This is a genomic window from Micromonospora sp. WMMA1947 (genome assembly GCF_027497355.1).
Taxonomy (GTDB): Bacteria; Actinomycetota; Actinomycetes; order Mycobacteriales; family Micromonosporaceae; genus Micromonospora.
Map to the genome: position 1 here is coordinate 248,542 of NZ_CP114909.1, position 19,755 is coordinate 268,296.

The following is a 19,755-nucleotide window of genomic DNA, read 5'->3' on the forward strand; positions in this document are numbered from 1 at the left end:
CCAGCCTGCCGGTTGACCATTTCGCCCCTGTTGCAGGGGCATGTCCCGCCGGGAAAACCCGACCTTGACAACAAAGCTGAGCTGCCATCAACTAATCGGATGACCGATCCGGCCGCCGATGTCGCCGCGCCCTCGACCGGTCCCGCCCCGCGCGGGCTCGACCTCGACCGGCTCGCCGCCCATCTGGCCGTCCACCGGCCGGACCTGAGCGGGCCGCTGTCGGCGCGGCTGATCGCCGGCGGCAAGTCCAACCTCACCTACCTGCTGCGCGCCGGTGACCGCGAGGTCGTGCTGCGCCGCCCCCCGCTGGGTCACGTGCTGGCCACCGCCCACGACATGGCCCGCGAGCACCGGGTGATCTCGGCGCTCGCGCCGACCGGCGTACCGGTGCCGGAGGCGCTGCTGCTCTGCGCCCACGAGAGCGTGATCGGCGCGCCGTTCTACCTGATGGCGAAGGTCGACGGCGAGGTCTACCGGCGGCGGGAGCAGACCGACGCGCTCACCTCCGCCCAGCGGCACGACCTCGCCATGGCGATGATGGACACGCTCGCCACGCTGCACCGGGTCGAGCCGGCCGAGGTGGGCCTGGCCGACTTCGGCCGGCCGGAGGGCTACCTGGGCCGGCAGGTACGCCGCTGGGCCGGCCAGCTCGACCGGTCCCGCAGCCGGCCGCTGCCCGGCATCGACGAACTGCGCGACACGCTGGCCGCCAGCGTGCCCGAGGGCGCGAACGCGGGCCGGATCGTGCACGGCGACTACCGGCTGGACAACCTGCTCGCCGGCGTCGACCCGGTGGCGGTGCGGGCGGTGCTCGACTGGGAGATGGCCACGCTCGGCGACCCGCTGGCCGACCTCGGGCTGCTGCTGACGTACTGGGACGTGCTCGGCGACAGCGACCACGGCGAGGGCAACCCGGTCGCCGACGGCATCGGGCCGCGCGCCGGTTTCCCCACCGGCGCCGAGCTGATCGAGCGGTACGCCGGACGCAGCGACGTCGACGTCGGCCCGCTGCACTGGCACGTGGCGCTCGGCTGTTTCAAGCTCGCGGTGATCTGCGAGGGCATCCACTACCGGCACACGCTCGGGCAGACGCTGGGCGAGGGCTTCGACCGGATCGGCGACATGGTGGCGCCGCTCGTGGCACACGGGTTGCGCGCGGTGAGGGAGAACTAGATGGAGTTCGCGTACGACGACCGCACGGTCGAGCTGCGGCAGCGGCTGGAGGCGTTCCTCACCGAGTGCGTGTACCCGGCCGAGCCGGTGCACCACGAGCAGGTGGCCGCCGCCGGCGACCCGTGGGCCCGCCCGCCGGTGATGGAGGAGCTGAAGGCGCAGGCGCGGGAGCGCGGGCTGTGGAACCTGTTCCTGCCCGACGCGCGCTACGGCGCCGGCCTGACCAACCTCCAGTACGCGCCGCTGGCCGAGCTGACCGGGCGCAGCCCGCACCTGGCGCCGGAGGCGCTCAACTGCGCCGCGCCGGACACCGGCAACATGGAGCTGCTCGCCGAGTTCGGCTCCGAGGCGCAGCGCAAGCAGTGGCTCATGCCGCTGCTCGCCGGGGAGATCCGGTCCGCGTTCTGCATGACCGAGCCGGAGGTGGCCTCCTCCGACGCGACGAACATCGGCACCCGGATCGTCCGCGACGGCGACCACTACGTCGTCAACGGCCGCAAGTGGTGGTCGTCCGGGGCGATGGACCCGCGCTGCGAGATCTTCATCGTGATGGGCAAGACCGACCCGGACGCCGACCGGCACCGCCAGCAGAGCATGATCCTGGTCCCCCGGGACACCCCCGGCGTGACGGTACGGCGCGGCATGCGGGTCTTCGGCTACAGCGACGCCCCGCACGGCGGGCACGCCGAGATCGACTTCACCGATGTACGGGTGCCGGTGGACAACCTGGTCGGCGAGGAGGGCACCGGGTTCGCCATCGCCCAGGCCCGGCTCGGCCCCGGCCGCATCCACCACTGCATGCGCCTGGTCGGCATGGCCGAACGAGCCCTGGAACTGCTCTGCCGGCGGGTGCTCGACCGGGTCGCGTTCGGCCGCCCGCTCGCCGAGCAGGGCGTGGTCCGCGAGTGGATCGCCGAGTCGCGGGTGCGGATCGAGCAGGCCCGCCTGCTGGTGCTCAAGACCGCGTGGCTGATGGACACCGTCGGCAACAAGGGCGCGCACACGGAGATCCAGGCCATCAAGATCGCCACCCCGCTGATGGCGGAGTGGGTGATCGACAAGGCCATCCAGGCGCACGGCGGGGCCGGGGTCAGCCAGGACACCCCGCTGGCCGAACTGTGGGCGGCGGCCCGCACGCTACGCCTGGCCGACGGCCCCGACGAGGTCCACCGCGCGTCGCTGGCCCGCCGCGAGCTGCGCCGCTATTCCTGAGCGGCGTCCCCGCCGCGGTGGGTCAGGCGGAGGCCCGGTGGATCAGCTCGGTGTCCAGCAGCACGTGCGGGGAGGGAACATCCTCGCCGCGGATGCGGGACACCAGCAGCCGGGCCATCTGCCGGCCCATCTCCTCCACCGGCTGGAACACGGTGGTCAGCGGCGGCTCGGCCTGACGCGCGATCGGGGCGTCGTCGAAGCCGATCACCGCCACGTCCTCGGGCACCCGGCGGCCGGCCTCGCGCAACGCGCGCAACGCGCCGAACGCCATCAGGTCGGAGGCGACGAACACCGCGTCCAGTTCCGGGCACACGTCGAGCAGCCGGCGCATGGCCGCGGTGCCGCTGCCCTCGCTGAAGTCCCCGTACGCGATCAGGCCCGGGTCGACACGGCCGCCGGACGCGCGCACGGCCTCCTGGTAGCCGGAGAGCCGGGCCAGGCCGGCGCCCATGTCCTGCGGGCCCGCGATGGTCGCGACCCGGCGGCGGCCCTGGCGGAACAGGTGCTCCACCGCCTGTCGCGCGCCGCCGACGTTGTCCATGTCGACGAACCACGCCGGCTGCGCGTTCGGGTGCAGCATCCGCGCCGGACGACCGCCGAGCACCGTCGGCAGGCCGCGCTCCTCCAGCAGTGTGGGCAGCGGGTCCGCGTCGTGCAGTGACAGCAGGAGTACGCCGTCCACGTGCTGGTTGGTCAGGTGGTGCTCGACCCGCTCCCGCTCGATCGGCGACTGCACCATGGCCAGCCAGAGCTGCATGGGCGTCTCCACCAGCCCGGAGCTGACGCCCCGCACGATCGCGGCGAAGAACGGCTCGGTGAAGACCCGCTCCCCCGACTCGGACACGACCAGGGCCACCGAGTCGGTCCGCTGGGTGACCAGCGCACGGGCGGCACGGTTCGGCACGTACCCCAGCTCGGCGATGGCCTGCTGGACGGCGGCCCGGGCCTCCGGGCTGACCTGCGGCGAGCCGTTGACCACGCGGGAGACCGTGCCGCGCCCGACGCCGGCGCGGGCCGCGACCGCGTCGAGGGTCGGACGCCCGAGCGAGCGGGTGCGCTGCGTTGTCATCGTCTGTTGCTCCTCCGACGGTCGGGCGGACCCGGCACCGATTGAGGCGTCGGCGCCGGGCCGCCCGTTACTGGCTGGCCCAGCTTATTGTGCGGGCAGTCCGTTGCGTCGGATCACGTCGGCGTACCACCTGGCGCTGGACTTCGCGATCCGGGCCTGGCTGTCGTAGTCGACATAGACCATGCCGAACCGCTTCGTGTAGCCCCAGGCCCACTCGAAGTTGTCCAGGAGCGACCAGGCGAAGTATCCCTTGAGCGGCACGCCCGCCTCGATCGCGGCGTGCGCCGCGCGCAGGTGCGCGGAGAAGTAGGCCAGCCGGTCCGGGTCGTCCACCCGGCCGTCGACGACCTCGTCGACGAACGCCGAGCCGTTCTCGGTGACGTAGAGCGGCAGGTCGGTGTACTCCCGGTGCACCCGCTCCAGCGTCTCCACCAGGCCCGGGGCGTCGATCTCCCAGTCCATGTCCGTCACCGGGACGCCCCGGGTGACGAACCGCACGTCCTCGCTGCCCGGCCAGCAGGACGGCGCCCGCCAGTAGGGCTCCGGCTCCGCGCCCTCGACGGGCGCGGCCACCACGTGCCGGCTGTAGTAGTTGATCCCGACCATGTCCAGCGGGGTGGAGATGGTCGCCAGGTCACCGTCGCGCACGTGCCCCATGTCGGTGACCTGACGCAGATCCGCGACCAGGTCCGCCGGGTACGCCCCACGCAGCACCGGGTCCAGGAAGAACCGGTTGGCCAGCGCGTCGATCCGGCGGGCCGCGTCGGCATCCGCCGCCGATTCGCTCGCCGGGGTGACCGGGTACAGGTTGACGGTGATGCCGAGCTGCGCCTCCGGGCGGGCCGCCCGCACCGCCTGCACGGCCAGGCCGTGGCCCAGCATCAGGTGGTGCCCGGCCCGGACCGCGTCCGCGCCGTCGTTACGGCCCGGCGCGTGCACGCCGGAGCCGTAACCGAGGAACGCCGAGCACCACGGCTCGTTCAGCGTGGTGAAGTACTTCACCCGGTCACCGAGCGCCTCGGCGACGAGGTGGGAGTACTCGGCGAAACGGGCGGCGGTGTCCCGGGCCGGCCAGCCGCCCGCGTCCTCCAGCGGCTGCGGCAGGTCCCAGTGGTAGAGCGTCAGCCACGGCTCGATGCCGTGGCCGAGCAGTTCGTCGACCAGGCGGCGGTAGAAGTCCATGCCCTCCTGGTTGACCCCGCCGGTGCCGCCCGGCTGCACCCGCGGCCAGCTCACCGAGAAGCGGTACGACTGAAGGCCCAGATCGGCCATCAACCGCACGTCGTCCGGCATCCGGTGGTAGTGGTCGCACGCCACGTCGCCGGTGTGCCCGGCCACCGTCCGGCCCTCGGTGTGGCTGAAGGTGTCCCAGATCGACGGGGCACGGCCGCCCTCCGTCGCCGCGCCCTCGATCTGGTACGCGGCGGTGGCCGCGCCCCAGAGGAAGCCGGGCGGGAAGGTGAGGGCCGGACCGGCGTCGAGGACGCCGACGGCGGGCGGGCTTGCTGGGTTGCTCACGACTTGACGGCGCCTTCCATGATGCCGCCGATGATCTGGCGGCCGAACAGAACGAACACGACGAACAGGGGCAGGGTCGCGATCAACGTACCGGCGAAGATCTGCGAGTTGTCGGCGAAGTAGGCGGTGTTGAGGCTGCGCAGCGAGATCTGGACAGTCGGGTTGGACGGGTCCGCCAGCACCACGAACGGCCAGAAGAACTGGTTCCACTGCTCCATGAAGGTCAGCAGACCCAGCACGGCGGCGGCCGGACGCAGCGCGGGTGCCACCACGTGCCAGTACACCCGCCAGGTGGAGCAGCCGTCCACCCGGGCGGCCTCGATCAACTCGTTCGGTACCGCCTGCTCGGCGTACTGGCGCATCATGAAGATGCCGAAGCCGCCGATCAGGAACGGAACGGTCACCGACGGCATGGTGTTCAGCCAGTCGAGCTTGGCCATCAGGATGTACAGCGGCAGCACGCCGAGCTGGATCGGCACCATCATCGAGGTGAGGATGATCAGCAGTAGCGCGTTCTTGCCCCGGAAGCGCAGCTTGGCGAACGCGAAGCCGGCCAGCGAGCCGAAGAACACCGTCGCGACGGTGATCGTCCCGGAGACCAGGAACGAGTTCATCAGGCCCTTGACGATGTTGGCGTCGCTGTTCGCGAGCACCCGCTCGATGTTCTCCCCGAGCTTGCCGCCGGGCAGGAACGGCGGCGGCCAGGAGTTGGCCGCGTCGTTCGTCCGGCTGGCGATCACGATCATCCAGTAGAACGGGAACAGGGACAGCAGCACGCCGAAGATCAGGCCGATCATGGTGAGCGGGCTGGCCTTCCAGAGCCGCTCGGCCCGATGGGTGGTCTTCACCGGCGGGCTCTGCCGGGTGGGCGGGCGGACGGCGGTGGTCGTCATCTCGTCACCTCACTTGTCGGAGCTGATGCGGCGGGCGAGCAGGTAGTTGATCGCCGACATCAACGCGATGAGCACGAAGAGCACGAGCGCGACCGCTCCGGCGTAGCCCCACCGGAAGCGCTGGTTCATCACGTCGAGCAGGTACATCGTGATGGTCTGGAACTGCCCCTCCGAACCGCCGGAGAGGCCACCCGAGCCGCTGGTGAACAGCAGGGGCTCGGTGAACAGCTGGAGGCCGCCGATGGTGGAGATGATCAGCGTGAAGATGATCGTGGGGCGCAGCTGCGGGACCGTGATCGACCAGAACTGACGCCGCCGGGAGGCGCCGTCCAGCGCCGCGGCCTCGTACATGTCCTTGCTGATCGACTGCATGGCGGCCAGGTAGATCAGCGCGTTGTAGCCGACCCAGCGCCAGTCGACCATGGTGGAGATGGCGAACCAGGAGGCGAAGCGGTTCGCCCGCCAGTCGATCGGGTCCAGGCCGACGCTGTCGAGCAGCCAGTTGACCAGGCCGAAGTCCTTGGCGTAGATCATCGAGAAGATCAGCGCGACCACGGCGGTCGAGGTGATGATCGGCATCGCGATGGCCATCCGGAAGAACGTCTGCGCGCGCAGCTTCCGGTTGAGCGCGTTGGCGAGCATCAGCGCCAGCAGCAGCTGGGGCACCGTGGAGAGCAGGAACATGCCGAACGTGTTGACCACCGCGTTCCAGAACTGCGGGTCCTCGGTGATCAGCTCGACGAAGTTGTCCATCCCGACGAAGGAGATCGTCGAGTTCAGCGGCGACCGGTCGGTCAGCGCGATCCAGACCGTGTACGCGATCGGGTACACGCCGAACACGGCGAAGATCACGAAGAACGGCAGGACGTACAGGTACGGCGAGTACTTCAGGTCCAGCCGGGTCATCGAGGTGGCGCGGCGGCGGGTGTGCTTTGCGACGCGCGGCGCGCCGGGCTCGGGCGGCGCCGCGGCGTGCAGGTCGAGGCTCATGGGGAGTCCTTCTCCTCGGCCGGCGTCACCCGCCACACGGGCGACGCCGGACTCTGCGGGCACCGCGGGTGGCGCCGGCAGCCGGGCTGCCGACGCCACCCGCGGGCGGCTCAACCGGTCACTTACCGGCGGCCGCACCGTTCTTGAGGGCCGTCTGCCACTGCTCGCCGGCCGACTTGCCCTGCTCCACCGCGCGCAGGCTGTTCTCCACCGCGGTGCGGACCGCGTTGTTCTTCGGGCCGAGGTAGACCGGCTTCAGCTCGGTGGCGCCGGCGGCGAAGATCTTGCCGACCGGGGCCTTGCTGAAGTAGTCGTTGGTCGAGTCGGCCACGGCCGGGTCGGTGAGCGCCTGCGGGTTCGAGGGCAGGTTGCCGACCGCCTTGTACGCGCCGATCTGGCCCTTGGCGCTGGTCAGGAACTTGGCCAGCTCCGCGGCCTCCTTCTGGTGCTTGCTCGACTTCGGCACGCCGAGGAAGGAGCCGCCCCAGTTGCCACCGGCGCCCGGCGCCTTGGCGATGTCCCACTTGCCGGCCGCCGCGTCACCGGCCTGGCCCTTGATGACACCGGTCATCCAGGCGGGGCAGGCGATGGTGGCGAAGGTGCCGTTCTTGAAGCCGGCGTTCCACTCGTTGGAGAACGACTGGAGGTTGTTGGACAGCCCGGCGGCGATCATCTTGGTGGTGAGGTCGTACGCCGTCTTCACGTCCGGGTTCTGGTCGATGACCATCTTGTTGCTCTTGTCGTAGTACGTGTAGCCGGTGCCCTGGCCCGCGATCTGCATCAGCACGACGTTGTAGAAGTTGGTCGCCGAGTCGACGAACTTGTGCTTCTTGTCGGCGGCGGCGAACTTCTGGCCGGTGGCGATGAACTCGTCCCAGGTCGGCCAGAGCGCGCCGACCTGCTCGCGGTCGGTGGGCAGCCCGGCGGCCTTGAACAGGTCGCTGCGGTAGCACAGCGCCATCGAGCCGACGTCGGTGCCGAGGCCCAGCACCTTGCCGTCGGGGGTGGTGCCCTGCTCCCACTTCCACGGCAGGAAGTTGCCCTTGAGGTCGTTCGCGCCGTGGTCGGCGAGGTTCACGAACTTGTCGGCCTGGGCGTAGAACTGGACGATGGTGCCCTCTTCCAGGGCCACCACGTCGCCGGCGCCGGAGCCCGCGGTGATCTGCTGGGTGAGGCGGGTGTTGTAGTCACCGAGGCCGAGGCCCTTGCCCCGCTCCTGGATCTTGACGTTCGGGTGCTCCGCCTCGTACTGCTTGTACAGCTCTTCGTAGCCGAAGCCCTGGTCGCCGAAGACGTCGACGACCAGCGTGACCGGGCCGCCGCCGCTGCCGCTGTCGCCGCTGTCCGAGTCGTCGCCGCAGGCGGCGGTGGTGCCGAGCACGACGACGGACGCGAGCGCGATGGCCGCGAAGCGCCGACGACGGATTGGGACGCTCATCCGAGACCCCTCTTTCGGTGGTGAGGCGATATCTGCTGTGTGGTGGGGGGTGCGTGTCGCGCGGGCCGGAGCGGGCAGGAACGAGATCCGCGCCACTCCCGGGAGCGCTCCCATGAGGTTGCCGGGAGGTGACAGGGGTGTCAATAGACCGTTGGGAGCGTTCCCATTTCGTTACCGCGCCCGCGCGCGGCCCCGGGCGGGAACCCCTCGGTCGCGGCGGTGGGCCGGCCCGATCAGCGGCGGTGAGGTGGCGCGATCAGGGGTGGGGTGGCGGTCGGCGGCGCGCGGGCGCGGTCAGCAGCAGCGGCGCAACAGGACGGTGGCGCGGTCCGGGTCGAACGCGGCCGCGTCGAACGCCGGGCCGGCCCACTCGCGCATCGTCACGTGTTCCGGGTGCGCCGGGTCGGCGAGCGCGGCCAGCAGGACCGCGTACCCGGCCGGACCACCCACGTCCTCCGGCGGGCAGGCCCGCTCCCCGTCCAGGCAGAGCGGATAGCGCTCGTCCGGGTCGGCGGCGCAGCAGTCCTCCACCACCAGGTCGTGCTCCCACCAGTCACCGAAGTCGTACGTGTAGCGGAAGCGGTCGCCCTTGCCCACGAGCGCGTCCAGCCGGACGTCCAGTTCGTCGCGCAGCGCCAGTTCGCCGCCCGGGTCGGGCTCACCGTACTGCCGGCCGTCGACGTCGAACGAGTGCAGATGGCAGTCCCGCCAGCCCATCGCGTGCTGGATCACCCGGTGCAGCCGGTCCAGGGTGTAGCCGCCGGGCACCAGCACCCGCCGCCACACCGGCGGCCGGACGCCGGCCAGCGACACCATGAGCTGGAAGATCTGACGCGACACGACGTCCCATCCTTCCTGGGCATAGGCTGCCTGCATGATCTGCCGAGCCTGCCGGGAACGGCGGCACGACGACTGTCCTGGCCGGAAGTGGTGCGACTGCCAGCACCGTACCCCCGAACCCACCCCTCCGGTCACGGGTCCGGCCGGCGAATGACCGTCGGAACCCCGATCGAACGGATCTGGCCCGCACCCGTTACCGGTGCGCTCACCGATCCGCAGCTCACCGCGCTCTACGCCCGGGCGGCCGGCCCGCATCTGCGGGTCAACTTCGTCGCCAGCGCCGACGGCGCGGTCACTCTGGACGGATACTCGGCCGGGCTCTCCGGCGAGCCGGACAAGCGGGTCTTCGGGCTGCTGCGGATGCTCTGCGACGGTCTCGTGGTGGCCGCCGGCACGCTGCGCCACGAGGGCTACCGGGCGGTGCGGCTGAGCCCGGAACGCCGGGCCTGGCGGCGTGAGCAGGGGCTGGCCGAGTTCCCGACGCTGGTGGTCGTGTCCGGCTCACTCGACCTCGACCCGGCGCAGGCCGCGTTCGCCGACGCCCCGGTCCGGCCGATCGTGCTCACCCACCCGGGCGCCGTACCGCCGCCGGGGTTGACCGACGTGGCCGACGTGATCCGCTGCGGCACCGACCCGGCCGATGACACGGGCCGCGCCGACGACACCGGCCGCGCCGACGGCAGCGGCCGGGCGGACGGCGCCGGGCGGACCGGTGGCACCGGGCGGGTCGATCTCGTCGCCGGCCTGGCCGAGTTGCGCCGGCGCGGGCTGAACCAGTTGCTCTGCGAGGGCGGCCCGCACCTGTTCGGCGCGCTCACCGCCGCCGACCTGGTCGACGAGCTGTGCCTGACGGTGGCGCCGCTGCTCGCCGGCGCCGGCCCGGGGCGGATCACCGCCGGGGACGCCAGCGTCCCGCGCCACCTGCCGCTACGTCACGTGCTGGCCGCCGCCGACGGCGTGCTGATGCTCCGCTACGCCCGCGACCCCGCCGACCCGCAGCCCGCCGGCGCCGCCCCCGCCGCCTGACCCGGCACCCGGCACCCGGCACCCGGCACCCGGCACCCGGCACCCGGCACCCGGCACCCGGCACCCGGCACCCGGCACCCGGCACCCGCGATCTTGCACTTGGGGCCCTGATTGTGCCCGTTTTGCGCTGAACTGAGAGGGCCGGAAGTGCAAGATCGCGTCAATTTCGGGGAGCAGCGCGGCTCGGACTGCCTGCTGTGGCCAGCTCCTCCCGTCTTGCGGGACGGCCGTTCCGTTGAGTGAGATCCGTAGAGATCTTGGCAGGAAAGGCCCCCATGAGGGCCGTTTCCTACCAAGATCTTCGCGGCTCTCCGGAGGCAGGACGGGAACTCCTGCTTTTCGGGACAAGCTCGGCTGGTTGGTCCGACTCGCTGCCGGGAGCGGACGGCAGTTCGCCAAGATCTCGGGTCAGCCCGGCAACGAGAGGCTGGTCCGGCCGACCGGCGCCTCGCGAGCAGTCGTCGTCAGGGGCAGCGGCCGCCACCTGCGCCGCCGACACCCGCGCCACACGACGGGCCCGTAGCCGAAACAAGGAAAACGCACGCTCAGTGGTCGGGCGGATCCGGGTGGCTACCGTTCGGCGCACGGGTGACGTGGCGTCCGCCGCGTCGCGTGGCAACCTGTCGCATCCCTCGGGCAGGATGCACGACGTGCACCGCCAACGGTACGACCAGCCGACCGGAGACCGCCGATGACCGACGATCAGCTCGACGGGCCCGGCGAGGGTGTGGGCCGGGTGCTCGGCACCGCCGACGCCACCCCGCTCACCTTCTGGACGGCTGTGGCGCCGGGCAGCTACCTGCAACTCGACGACGTGGTGGTGACCCGCCGCGACCTGCCCGACCGTGAGCCCGTGACGATCGCCGGGGTGGTGACCCAGGTGCGCGCCCGGCACGAGGGGGCGCAGTTCGACTCCGACGTCTTCGCCATCGCCGACGGCACGCTGCCGGCGCAGGTGCAGGAGGCCGCCGAGGTCACCACCACGCGGGTCGACCCGGAGTTCTACGTGCCGCCGACGCCGGGCGCGGTGGTGCACCGGGCCGAGGGTGACGCGCGGGCGCGGGCGCTGCACTTCGACCGGATGGAGCGGCGGATCCCGATGGGGATGGGCCGCGACGGGGTGCCGGTCTACCTCAACGCCGACTTCCTCGACGGTACCCGGGGCGCGCACGTGTCGATCTCCGGCATCTCCGGTGTCGCCACCAAGACGAGCTTCGCCACGTTCCTGCTCTACTCGGTGTTCCGCTCCGGCGTGCTGGGCGGCGACGCGGTGAACGCGAAGGCGCTGATCTTCAACGTCAAGGGCGAGGATCTGCTGTTCCTCGACCACCCGAACAGCCGGCTCGACGACCCGACCCGGGCGGCGTACGCGAAGCTGGGCCTTGATGCGGGCGCGTTCCCGGACGTGCGGGTGTACGCCCCGCCGCGGGTCGGCGACTCCTCCGGCACGCCCGATGTGAGCAGCCGGCTCACCGGCGTGGACAGCTTCTACTGGACGCTGTCCGAGTTCTGCGCCGACCGGCTCCTGCCGTACGTGTTCGCCGACGCCGACGACGAGCGCCAGCAGTACACGATGGTGGTCCACTCGGTGGCCGCGCACCTGGCCCGCTACGCCCAGCCCGCCGACGGCGGGGTGAGCATCGACGGGGTACGGCTCGGCTCGTACGCCGATCTGGTCGACCACGTCGTCGAGCAGCTCAACGACGACGAGACGCGCGGCGAGTGGGCGGGCAGCGCGGTCGGGCTGGGCACCGTGAACGCGTTCGCCCGCCGGTTGATCGGCAGCAAGAAGGATCTGGGCCGGCTGATCCGGGGCGACCTGGCGGCCCGGCGCCCGCACTCGATCAACACGGCGGAGAGCGCCCAGGTGACTGTGGTCGACCTGCACAACCTGCCGGATCGCGCGCAGCGGTTCGTGGTCGGTGTGACGCTCAAGAGCGAGTTCGAGCGCAAGGAGAAGGCGGGCACCGCCAAGCCGCTGCTGTTCGTCGTGCTCGACGAGCTGAACAAGTACGCGCCGCGGGAGGGCTCGTCGCCGATCAAGGAGGTGCTGCTCGACATCGCCGAGCGGGGCCGCTCACTGGGTGTGATCCTGGTCGGCGCGCAGCAGACCGCGAGCGAGGTGGAGCGGCGGATCGTCACCAACTCGGCGATCCGGGTGGTGGGCCGGCTCGACCCGGCCGAGGCGTCCCGCCCGGAGTACGGCTTCCTGCCGCCCGCGCAGCGGCAGCGGGCGCTGCTGGCCAAGCCGGGCACGATGTTCGTCAACCAGCCGGACATCCCGGTGCCGCTCTGCCTGGAGTTCCCATTCCCGGCGTGGGCGACCCGGGTCTCGGAGGCGGGCCGCGCGCCCTCGGAGACGCTACGGTCGATCACCCAGGCCGCCGATCCGTTCGCGGTGGTCGGCTCCGGCTCCTCCGACGACGACATCCCGTTCTAGGCGGCACCCACATGAAGATCCTGCACACCTCCGACTGGCACGTCGGCAAGGTCCTCAAGGGGCAGTCCCGGGCCGAGGAGCACAAGCAGGTCCTCGCCCAGGTCATCGACATCGCCCAGCGTGAGCGGCCCGACCTGGTGATCGTCGCCGGTGACCTGTACGACACCGCCGCGCCGACCCCGGAGGCGACCCGGCTGGTGACGCGGGCGCTCACCGCGTTGCGGCGTACCGGTGCCGATGTGGTGGCGATCGGCGGCAACCACGACAACGGCGCGGCGCTGGACGCGCTGCGGCCGTGGGCCGAGGCGGCCGGGATCACGCTGCGCGGCAGCGTCCGGGAAAACCCGGACGAGCACGTCGTCGACGGCGTCACCGCAGACGGCGAGCGCTGGCGGCTGGCCGCGTTGCCGTTCCTGTCCCAGCGGTACGCGGTGCGCGCGGTGGAGATGTACACGCTCACCCCGGCCGAGGCCAACCAGACGTACGCCGACCACCTGGGCCGGGTGCTGGACCGCCTCGCCGAGGGGTTCACCGAGCCGGACCGGGTGCACCTGGTGACCGCGCACCTCACAGTTGTCGGCGCGAGCACCGGCGGCGGCGAGCGGGACGCGCACACGGTGCTCGGGTACGCCGTACCGGCCACGGTCTTCCCGGGCAACGCGCACTACGTGGCGCTGGGTCACCTGCACCGCTCGCAGCGGGTCATCGGCCCGTGCCCGATCCGCTACAGCGGCAGCCCGCTGGCTGTCGACTTCGGCGAGCAGGAGAACGTCTGCTCGGTGACGATCGTGGAGGTGACAGCGACCACCGCCGCCCGCGTCCGGGAGGTGCCGGTGCCGGGCGCGGTGCCGCTGCGTACGGTACGCGGCACGCTCGCGCAGCTCGCCGAGATCGAGGCGCCGGAGGGCTGGCTGCGCGTCTACGTCCGGGAGCAGCCCCGGGCCGGGTTGCGCGAGGAGGTGCAGGAGCTGCTGCCCCGGGCGCTGGAGATCCGGATCGACCCGGAGATGGTGCCCGCGCCGGGCAGCGGGACCCGCACCGCCCAGCGGGCCGGGCGGTCGCCGGGCGAGTTGTTCGGCGACTACCTGGACAGCCGCGGGCACGCCGACGAGGGCGTCCGGGAACTCTTCGACGAGCTGCTCGAGGAGGTGGAGCACTGATGCGGCCGATGCGGCTGGACATGGCCGGGTTCACGGTGTTCCGCGACGAGACCACAGTCGACTTCACCGACGCCGACTTCTTCGCGCTGGTCGGGCCGACCGGTTCGGGTAAGTCGACGGTGCTCGACGCGATCTGCTTCGCGCTCTACGGCACGGTGCCGCGCTGGGGCGGCACCCGGGGGCTGGCGAACGCGCTGGCGCCGTCGGCGACCGAGGCGCGGGTCCGGCTGGTCTTCGAGTCCGCCGGGGACCGGTACGTGGCGACCCGGGTGGTGCGCCGCGACGGGCGGGGCACGGTGAAGACCGCGAACGCCGGCCTTCAGCTCATGCCGCCGGGGTTCGACGTCACCAAGCTCGACACCGGGCTCAGCCCGGAGGATCTGGGCGAGGTGGTGGCGGGCACCCCGGCCGAGATGGAGCAGGCGGTACTGGACGCGGTGGGTCTGCCGTACGAGCAGTTCACCTCCTGCGTGGTGCTGCCGCAGGGCCAGTTCGCCGACTTCCTGCACGCCAAGCCGGCCACCCGCCAGCAGATCCTGGTGAACCTGCTCGGGCTGGGCGTCTACGAGTCGGTGCAGAAGAAGGCGGTCGAGCGGGCCGGGCAGGCCGAGGCGAAGCTGGAGACCGTCGACAAGATGCTCGGCGGGCTCGCCGACGTCGACGACGAGAGCCTGACCGCCGCCCGGGAGCGGGTGGACGCGATGCGGGAACTGGCCGCGGGGGTCGCTGCCGCCGTACCCGAATGGGAGCGGGCCCGTGCGACGGCGGGTGAGCGGGCGGCGGCGCTGGCCGCCCTCGACGCCGAGTTGGATGTGCTGGCCGGGGTGCGGCCGCCGGACGGCACCGCCGAGCTGGCGCGGGCGGTGGCGGCGGCCCGGGTGGCCGCCGACGAGGCGGCGGCCGCGGTCGGGCTGGCCGAGGAGCGCGAGGAGAAGCTGCGCGGGGAGCTGGCCGCCGCCGGTGACGAGAGCGCGCTGCGGCTGCACCTGAAGGCGTACGCGGACCGGGACCGGCTGACCGCGGAGGCGGCGACGGTGCGCGCGGTGGTGGACGCGGCGCGGACCGAGCACGACGCGGCGGTGGCGGCGCTGGCGGCGGCGCGGGCGGACGCGCAGCGGGCCGAGACGGAGCTGGAGTCGGCGTTCCGCGCCCACGAGGACGCGAAGGCCGCCGACCAGGCGGTGGCGCTGCGGGCACACCTGGTCGGCGGCGCGCCCTGCCCGGTGTGCGAGCAGACGGTCACCACGGTGCCGGCGGTGCCGAAGGGTTCGGCGGTGAGCCGGGCGATCGAGGCGGGCAAGGCGGCGCGCACGGCGAGCGAGGCGGCCAAGCGGGTCGTGCAGGAACGCGACACCGCCGCGCGCGACCTGGACCGGGTGCTGCTGCGCGCCCGGACCCAGCACGACCAGCTCGGTGCGCGCCTGGCCGAGCTGGACGAGCAGCTCGCGGACGCGCCGGCGCCGGAGCGGCTGCGGGAGACGCTGGCCGAGCACGCCCGGCTGCGGACCGCGCTGGAGGAGGCAGCCGGCGCGGTGCGGGCCGGCCGGGAGGCGGCCCGGCGGGCGCGGGGCGCGCTCGACGCCGCGCAGGAGCGGCTGCGCCGGGCCTGGCGTGACTTCGACGCGGTACGCGACGGGCTGGCCCGGTTCGGGCCACCGGCCGCCGACCGGGACGACGTGGCGGCGGCGTGGACGGCGCTGGCCGGCTGGGCCGGTGAACAGGCGCGGGCGCGGCGCGCGGACCGGGACGGGCTGGCCGACTCGGTGGAGGCGGCGCAGCGGGCCGCGGCCGAGGTCGCCGACGGGATCGCGGCGCTGTTCACCGCGGCCGGGCTGGACGCCCCACAGGACGCGCCGCGCGACGTGGCGGTGGCGGTGGAGCGGGCCGAGGCGGAGTTGCGCCGCCTCGACGAGCGCCGTGAGCAGGCCGCCGAGCTGCGGGAACAGCGGGCCGGGCACGAGCGTGAGGCGCGGGTGGCGCGGGCGCTCGCCTCGCACCTGCGGGCGAACAACTTCGAGCGCTGGCTGCTCACCGAGGCGCTGGACCTGCTCGTCGACGGCGCGTCGCGGATCCTGCGGGAGCTGTCCGGCGGGCAGTACGACCTGGTGCACGACAAGGGTGAGTTCTTCGTGGTCGACCACCACGACGCCGGGCTGCGGCGCGGGGTGCGGACACTGTCCGGCGGGGAGACGTTCCAGGCGTCGCTGGCACTCGCGCTGGCGCTGTCCGAGCAGCTCGCCGGCATGTCCACCACCGCCGCGAGCCTGGAGTCGATCGTCCTGGACGAGGGCTTCGGCACGCTGGACGCGGCGACGCTGGACACGGTCGCGGCGACGCTGGAGAACCTGGCCGCCCGGGGCGACCGGATGGTCGGCGTGGTCACCCACGTGCCCGCGCTGGCCGAGCGCATCCCGGTCCGCTTCGAGGTCCGCAAGGACGCGCGGACGGCCCGCGTGGAACGGACCGGCCTGTGACCGGCACGCTCCGGCGGAGCGCCGCGTGACCGGGCCGTCGCCGGCGTTCTTCGTCGACGCGTGGGATCCGTCGTACGGCGCGTCGTTCGAGGCGGCGGGCGGGTCCGGGCCGGCCGCGCCGAGCAGCGCCCAGGTCGACGCCGACGTCGAACTGCCGGCCACCGACTGGCGGGCGATCGGCCCCCGCGCGGACGTACGGGCGCCGGACGTGGTGCTGCTGGTCGACGGGGTACGCCGGATCGACGCCAGCATCTGGACGGCCGAGGAGGACGGCGGCTCGTTCCCCGGCATCGCCGCCTCGTACGCGGCCGGGGTGGTCCGCTGCGACCTGGACCGGGGCGCCGCCGAGATGGCCGGCGCCCGCGTGGGCCGGGGACTGTTCACGGCGAGCCCGTCGGCGCAGGACGTGGTCGCCGGGACGGTCCGCTACCCGGTGCACCGGGTCAGCGGCACCGGTGAGCTGAGCAAGCTGCCCGCTGCGGTGCAGGCGCCGCTGACCGCGCTGGAGGTGGCCGTCTCCGACGCGGTCCGCACCGACGGTGACCTGCTGGTGGTGGACGGCCCGCTGCGCAGCCGGCGCAACCTGCCGCGCACGCTCGGGTACATCAAGACGCAGCACAGCCAATACCTGGACGGGCGGCTCACCGCCGTGGTGACCGGGCTGGCGCCGGGCGAGCGCTGCCCGGTGTTCCGGCTGGGCACGGCGTGGGGCGGCTGGTCCTGGTATCTGCGGCTGCCGGTGCGCGCCGGCGCGCCCTGGGCGGGCATCGTGCGCGTGGAGTGCTCGGCCGACCTGACCGTGCCGGAGGCGATCGCGCTGGCCGACCTGTCGCTGGTGACGCTGCCCCGGTTCGCCTCCACCCCGTACAAGGATCCGCGCGCCCCGCAGAACCTGGTGCCGATCGCCGGGCTGGAACGCCGGCTGCGCGGGATGCTCGGCGACGCGCGGCTGCTGCACCGGAGGCTCACCGGCGCGGCGCGCGGGATGCGGCGCTGATGGGCCGCCGACGCGACGCCGATCGGGTGGTGGCCGACGTCGACACCGGGCGGGCCGAACTGGTGCCGGACGTCGACCGTCCGGGCTCGTGGACGCTGCTGCTGGACGGCGCGCCGCAGTCGCATGTGGACCTGGCCGACCCTTCGCACCTGGAGTTCGAGTACGTCCGGCGGCTGGCCGCCGCGCTGGATCTGGTGGCGCCGGCCGGGGCGCCGCTGCGGGTGCTGCACCTGGGTGGCGGCGCGCTCACACTGCCCCGCTACGTGCAGGCCACCCGGCCCGGTTCGACGCAGCGGGTGTCCGAGGTGGACGGCGCGCTGGTGGAGCTGGTCCGTCGCGAGCTGCCCTGGCCGTCCGATCCGCGCCTGCGGGTACGGGTGGCCGACGCGCGGGCGACGCTGACGTCGAGCCGCGACGGCGCGTACGACGTGATCGTGGCCGACGTGTTCGCCGGTGCCCGTACCCCCGCTCATCTGACCTCGGTGGAGTACGCCGCCGAGGTGGCCCGCGTGCTCGCGCCCGGCGGCAGCTACCTGGCGAACGTGGCCGACGGCCCGCCGCTGCGGCACGCCCGGGCGCAGGTCGCCACGGTGCGGACCGTGCTGCCCCGGGCCTGCCTGGTCGGCGACGCGGCGGTGCTGCGCGGCCGGCGCTACGGCAACCTGGTGCTGGTGGCGTCCCGGGTGGAGCCGCCGGTGCCGGAGCTGACCCGGCGGGCGGCGGGCGACTGGTTCCCCGGCCGGGTGCTGGCCGGCCCGGAGCTGGACCGGTTCACCGGCGGCGCCGCGGTGGTCCACGACGCGGACGCCGTCGACTCCACTCCCCCGCCGCCGGGAATTTTTCGGTCAAGCGTTGATCCGATCGGCTGATCGCTGCGTATCCCCGGGCGGCCATGCCCGTGGGGGGCCGGCTGATGTCATTGGACAGCGGAGGTCTGCATGCATGCAGTGGCGGCCGGCTGGCACGGCGAGGTGGCGCGGCCTGAGTGGATGTTCGCCCGGGCACAACCACACTCGCGCGCCTCGCGTTCGGGCCGGGGGGTCGACGCCCGGTCCGCCGATCGCCAGAATGACCCGGTGCCGCCGCGACCCGCTCCCGGACGCCACCAGGCGACCTCCGCCGAGGCCAGCCACTCCGACCAGCTGATCCGCCTGCTCTACGCCGAGCACGCCGGCCCGCTGCTGATGTTCGTCATGCGGCTGACCGGCGGAGACCGGCAGCGTGCCGAGGACATCGTGCAGGAGACGCTGCTGCGGGCGTGGCGCAACGCGCACCGGCTCGGCGTGCAGGGCCAGGGCTCGCTGCGCCCGTGGCTGGTCACGGTGGCCCGGCGGATCGCCATCGACGAGCACCGCAGCGAGCAGGCCCGCCCGCCCGAGACGTACGACCGGGATCTGACCATGTTCGCCGAGTCGGACAGCACCGACCGGGTGCTGCGCACCATGACCGTCGCGGACGCGCTGCGTACGCTGAGCCAGTCGCACCGGGAGATCCTGGTGGCGACGTACTTCCGGGGACGCACCGTGCCGGAGGCGGCCGAGGAGCTGGGGCTTCCGCTGGGTACCGCCAAGTCGCGGGTCTACTACGCGCTGCGCGCGCTGCGCACGGCTCTGCAGGAGAGGGGGGTGACCGAATGAGCCGGGCCGACCACATGGACGTCGCCGCGTACGCGCTCGGCGTGCTGGACGCGCAGGACGCGGAGCGGTTCGAGGAGCATCTGGCCACCTGCTGGGCCTGCGCTGCGGAACTGGAGACGATGGTCCCGGTGGTGGGGCTGCTCTCCGGCATCGACGGCGAGGCGATGGCCGCGCTGGAGCAGACGCACACCGATCCGGCGCTGCTGGACCGGACGCTGATGGCGGTACGGCGGGACCGCCGTCGTACCCGGGTGCGGCAGTTGCTGGCGACAGCGGCGGCCGTGGTGGTGTTCGGCGGCGCGAGCGCGGCGGCGGCCGGGATGCTCGGTGACGATCCGGCGACGCCGCAGGCGGTGCCGACGCAGGCCGCGCCGAGCGTCGCGCCGAGCGGCGAGCCGGGCAACCCGAACGACCCGGGCGTCGGCGGGCCGGAGGAGATCGAGGGCGACCAGCACAACGCGACCGACCCGGGGACGGGCGTGCAGACCACGATGTGGCTGGCCCGCAAGGAGTACGGCACGCAGATCGGGGTGCAGCTGAGCCGCCTGCCGGGGCCGCGCACGTGCCGGCTGGTGGTGGTCCGCAAGAACGCCACGACCGAGGTGATCTCCACCTGGTCGGTGCCGGTCGGCGGCTACGGGACGAACCAGAACCAGCTTCCGCTGCAGCTGAGCGCGTCCACGTCGGCGCCGGTACGCGACATCGACAAGCTTCAGGTGCAGTCGGTCGACGCGAACGGGGTGGCCAGCACGCTGGTGACGGTGGACGACATCTGATCGGTGGTGCCGACGGCGCCGGGTGGCTGGACCGCCCGGCGCCGTCGTGTCGTGTCCGGGCCGACGGGCCCCCTCGTGCTGACGCACGCAGCGGGACGCCCATCGGTTCAAT

16 protein-coding genes are annotated in these 19,755 nt (G+C 73.0%); 10 read left to right on the plus strand and 6 right to left on the minus strand.

Translation table 11 applies throughout. The features are described from left to right. Positions 1-99 precede the first annotated feature (99 nt). Entirely contained in the window at positions 100-1,173 is a 1,074-nt protein-coding gene (locus O7604_RS01215) for a phosphotransferase family protein (RefSeq protein ID WP_281578617.1), read from the plus strand. Beyond that, positions 1,174-2,385 (plus strand): acyl-CoA dehydrogenase family protein, encoded by a 1,212-nt coding sequence (locus O7604_RS01220; protein WP_269701124.1) that lies wholly within the window; start codon positions 1,174-1,176, stop codon positions 2,383-2,385. Positions 2,386-2,407: 22 nt separating this feature from the next. Here O7604_RS01220 and O7604_RS01225 read toward each other — a convergent pair whose 3' ends face one another. The 6 genes from O7604_RS01225 to O7604_RS01250 form a co-directional block, all read right to left on the minus strand. After that, a complete protein-coding gene (locus O7604_RS01225) occupies positions 2,408-3,454 on the minus strand; it encodes a LacI family DNA-binding transcriptional regulator (RefSeq protein WP_281578618.1) in 1,047 nt (348 codons plus the stop codon). Between the two features lie 84 nt (positions 3,455-3,538). Beyond that, complete coding sequence (locus O7604_RS01230; protein WP_269701127.1) at positions 3,539-4,972, minus strand: GH1 family beta-glucosidase; 1,434 nt, start codon at positions 4,970-4,972, stop codon at positions 3,539-3,541. After that, entirely contained in the window at positions 4,969-5,769 is an 801-nt protein-coding gene (locus O7604_RS01235) for a carbohydrate ABC transporter permease (RefSeq protein ID WP_030274682.1), read from the minus strand. Before O7604_RS01235 ends, O7604_RS01230 begins: the two co-directional genes overlap by 4 nt. 105 nt (positions 5,770-5,874) lie before the next feature. After that, the gene (locus O7604_RS01240) at positions 5,875-6,855 is read right to left on the minus strand and encodes a sugar ABC transporter permease (RefSeq protein ID WP_269701128.1); all 981 of its coding nucleotides are present in this window, start codon (positions 6,853-6,855) and stop codon (positions 5,875-5,877) included. A 118-nt stretch (positions 6,856-6,973) separates the two neighbouring features. Next, a complete protein-coding gene (locus O7604_RS01245; protein ID WP_269701129.1) occupies positions 6,974-8,293 on the minus strand; it encodes an extracellular solute-binding protein in 1,320 nt (439 codons plus the stop codon). Positions 8,294-8,587: 294 nt separating this feature from the next. Then, positions 8,588-9,133, minus strand: a complete 546-nt coding sequence (locus tag O7604_RS01250; protein ID WP_269701130.1) for a plasmid pRiA4b ORF-3 family protein — start codon at positions 9,131-9,133, stop codon at positions 8,588-8,590. 150 nt (positions 9,134-9,283) lie between these two features. Here O7604_RS01250 and O7604_RS01255 point away from each other — a divergent pair, with 150 nt between their 5' ends. From O7604_RS01255 to O7604_RS01290, 8 genes are all read left to right on the plus strand, one after another. Further along, positions 9,284-10,159, plus strand: a complete 876-nt coding sequence (locus tag O7604_RS01255) for a pyrimidine reductase family protein (protein ID WP_281578619.1) — start codon at positions 9,284-9,286, stop codon at positions 10,157-10,159. A 691-nt stretch (positions 10,160-10,850) separates the two neighbouring features. Continuing rightward, positions 10,851-12,599 (plus strand): ATP-binding protein, encoded by a 1,749-nt coding sequence (locus tag O7604_RS01260; protein ID WP_281578620.1) that lies wholly within the window; start codon positions 10,851-10,853, stop codon positions 12,597-12,599. Between the two features lie 11 nt (positions 12,600-12,610). Next, the gene (locus tag O7604_RS01265; protein ID WP_281578621.1) at positions 12,611-13,759 is read left to right on the plus strand and encodes an exonuclease SbcCD subunit D; all 1,149 of its coding nucleotides are present in this window, start codon (positions 12,611-12,613) and stop codon (positions 13,757-13,759) included. Then, positions 13,759-16,233 (plus strand): SMC family ATPase, encoded by a 2,475-nt coding sequence (locus O7604_RS01270; RefSeq protein WP_281578622.1) that lies wholly within the window; start codon positions 13,759-13,761, stop codon positions 16,231-16,233. Before O7604_RS01265 ends, O7604_RS01270 begins: the two co-directional genes overlap by 1 nt. A 25-nt stretch (positions 16,234-16,258) precedes the next feature. Then, positions 16,259-17,230, plus strand: a complete 972-nt coding sequence (locus O7604_RS01275) for a hypothetical protein (RefSeq protein ID WP_281578623.1) — start codon at positions 16,259-16,261, stop codon at positions 17,228-17,230. Next, positions 17,230-18,099 carry a fused MFS/spermidine synthase gene (locus O7604_RS01280; RefSeq protein ID WP_281578624.1) on the plus strand — a complete coding sequence of 290 codons (870 nt, stop codon included), beginning with the start codon at positions 17,230-17,232 and terminating at the stop codon, positions 18,097-18,099. The genes O7604_RS01275 and O7604_RS01280 overlap by 1 nt, the downstream gene beginning before the upstream one ends. A gap of 69 nt (positions 18,100-18,168) precedes the next feature. Next, positions 18,169-18,867 (plus strand): sigma-70 family RNA polymerase sigma factor, encoded by a 699-nt coding sequence (locus O7604_RS01285; RefSeq protein ID WP_047893132.1) that lies wholly within the window; start codon positions 18,169-18,171, stop codon positions 18,865-18,867. After that, entirely contained in the window at positions 18,864-19,643 is a 780-nt protein-coding gene (locus O7604_RS01290; protein ID WP_269701138.1) for a zf-HC2 domain-containing protein, read from the plus strand. The genes O7604_RS01285 and O7604_RS01290 overlap by 4 nt, the downstream gene beginning before the upstream one ends. The last annotated feature ends 112 nt before the right edge of the window (positions 19,644-19,755 follow it).

Bases quoted from the DNA above. Each gene is read 5' to 3' on its own strand.
- O7604_RS01215 (WP_281578617.1), top strand. From the start codon at position 100: ATGACCGATCCGGCCGCCGATGTCGCCGCGCCCTCGACCGGTCCCGCC.
- O7604_RS01220 (WP_269701124.1), top strand. From the start codon at position 1,174: ATGGAGTTCGCGTACGACGACCGCACGGTCGAGCTGCGGCAGCGGCTG.
- O7604_RS01225 (WP_281578618.1), bottom strand. From the start codon at position 3,454: ATGACAACGCAGCGCACCCGCTCGCTCGGGCGTCCGACCCTCGACGCG.
- O7604_RS01235 (WP_030274682.1), bottom strand. From the start codon at position 5,769: ATGATCGGCCTGATCTTCGGCGTGCTGCTGTCCCTGTTCCCGTTCTAC.
- O7604_RS01240 (WP_269701128.1), bottom strand. From the start codon at position 6,855: ATGAGCCTCGACCTGCACGCCGCGGCGCCGCCCGAGCCCGGCGCGCCG.
- O7604_RS01245 (WP_269701129.1), bottom strand. From the start codon at position 8,293: ATGAGCGTCCCAATCCGTCGTCGGCGCTTCGCGGCCATCGCGCTCGCG.
- O7604_RS01255 (WP_281578619.1), top strand. From the start codon at position 9,284: ATGACCGTCGGAACCCCGATCGAACGGATCTGGCCCGCACCCGTTACC.
- O7604_RS01260 (WP_281578620.1), top strand. From the start codon at position 10,851: ATGACCGACGATCAGCTCGACGGGCCCGGCGAGGGTGTGGGCCGGGTG.
- O7604_RS01265 (WP_281578621.1), top strand. From the start codon at position 12,611: ATGAAGATCCTGCACACCTCCGACTGGCACGTCGGCAAGGTCCTCAAG.
- O7604_RS01270 (WP_281578622.1), top strand. From the start codon at position 13,759: ATGCGGCCGATGCGGCTGGACATGGCCGGGTTCACGGTGTTCCGCGAC.
- O7604_RS01280 (WP_281578624.1), top strand. From the start codon at position 17,230: ATGGGCCGCCGACGCGACGCCGATCGGGTGGTGGCCGACGTCGACACC.
- O7604_RS01285 (WP_047893132.1), top strand. From the start codon at position 18,169: ATGCATGCAGTGGCGGCCGGCTGGCACGGCGAGGTGGCGCGGCCTGAG.
- O7604_RS01290 (WP_269701138.1), top strand. From the start codon at position 18,864: ATGAGCCGGGCCGACCACATGGACGTCGCCGCGTACGCGCTCGGCGTG.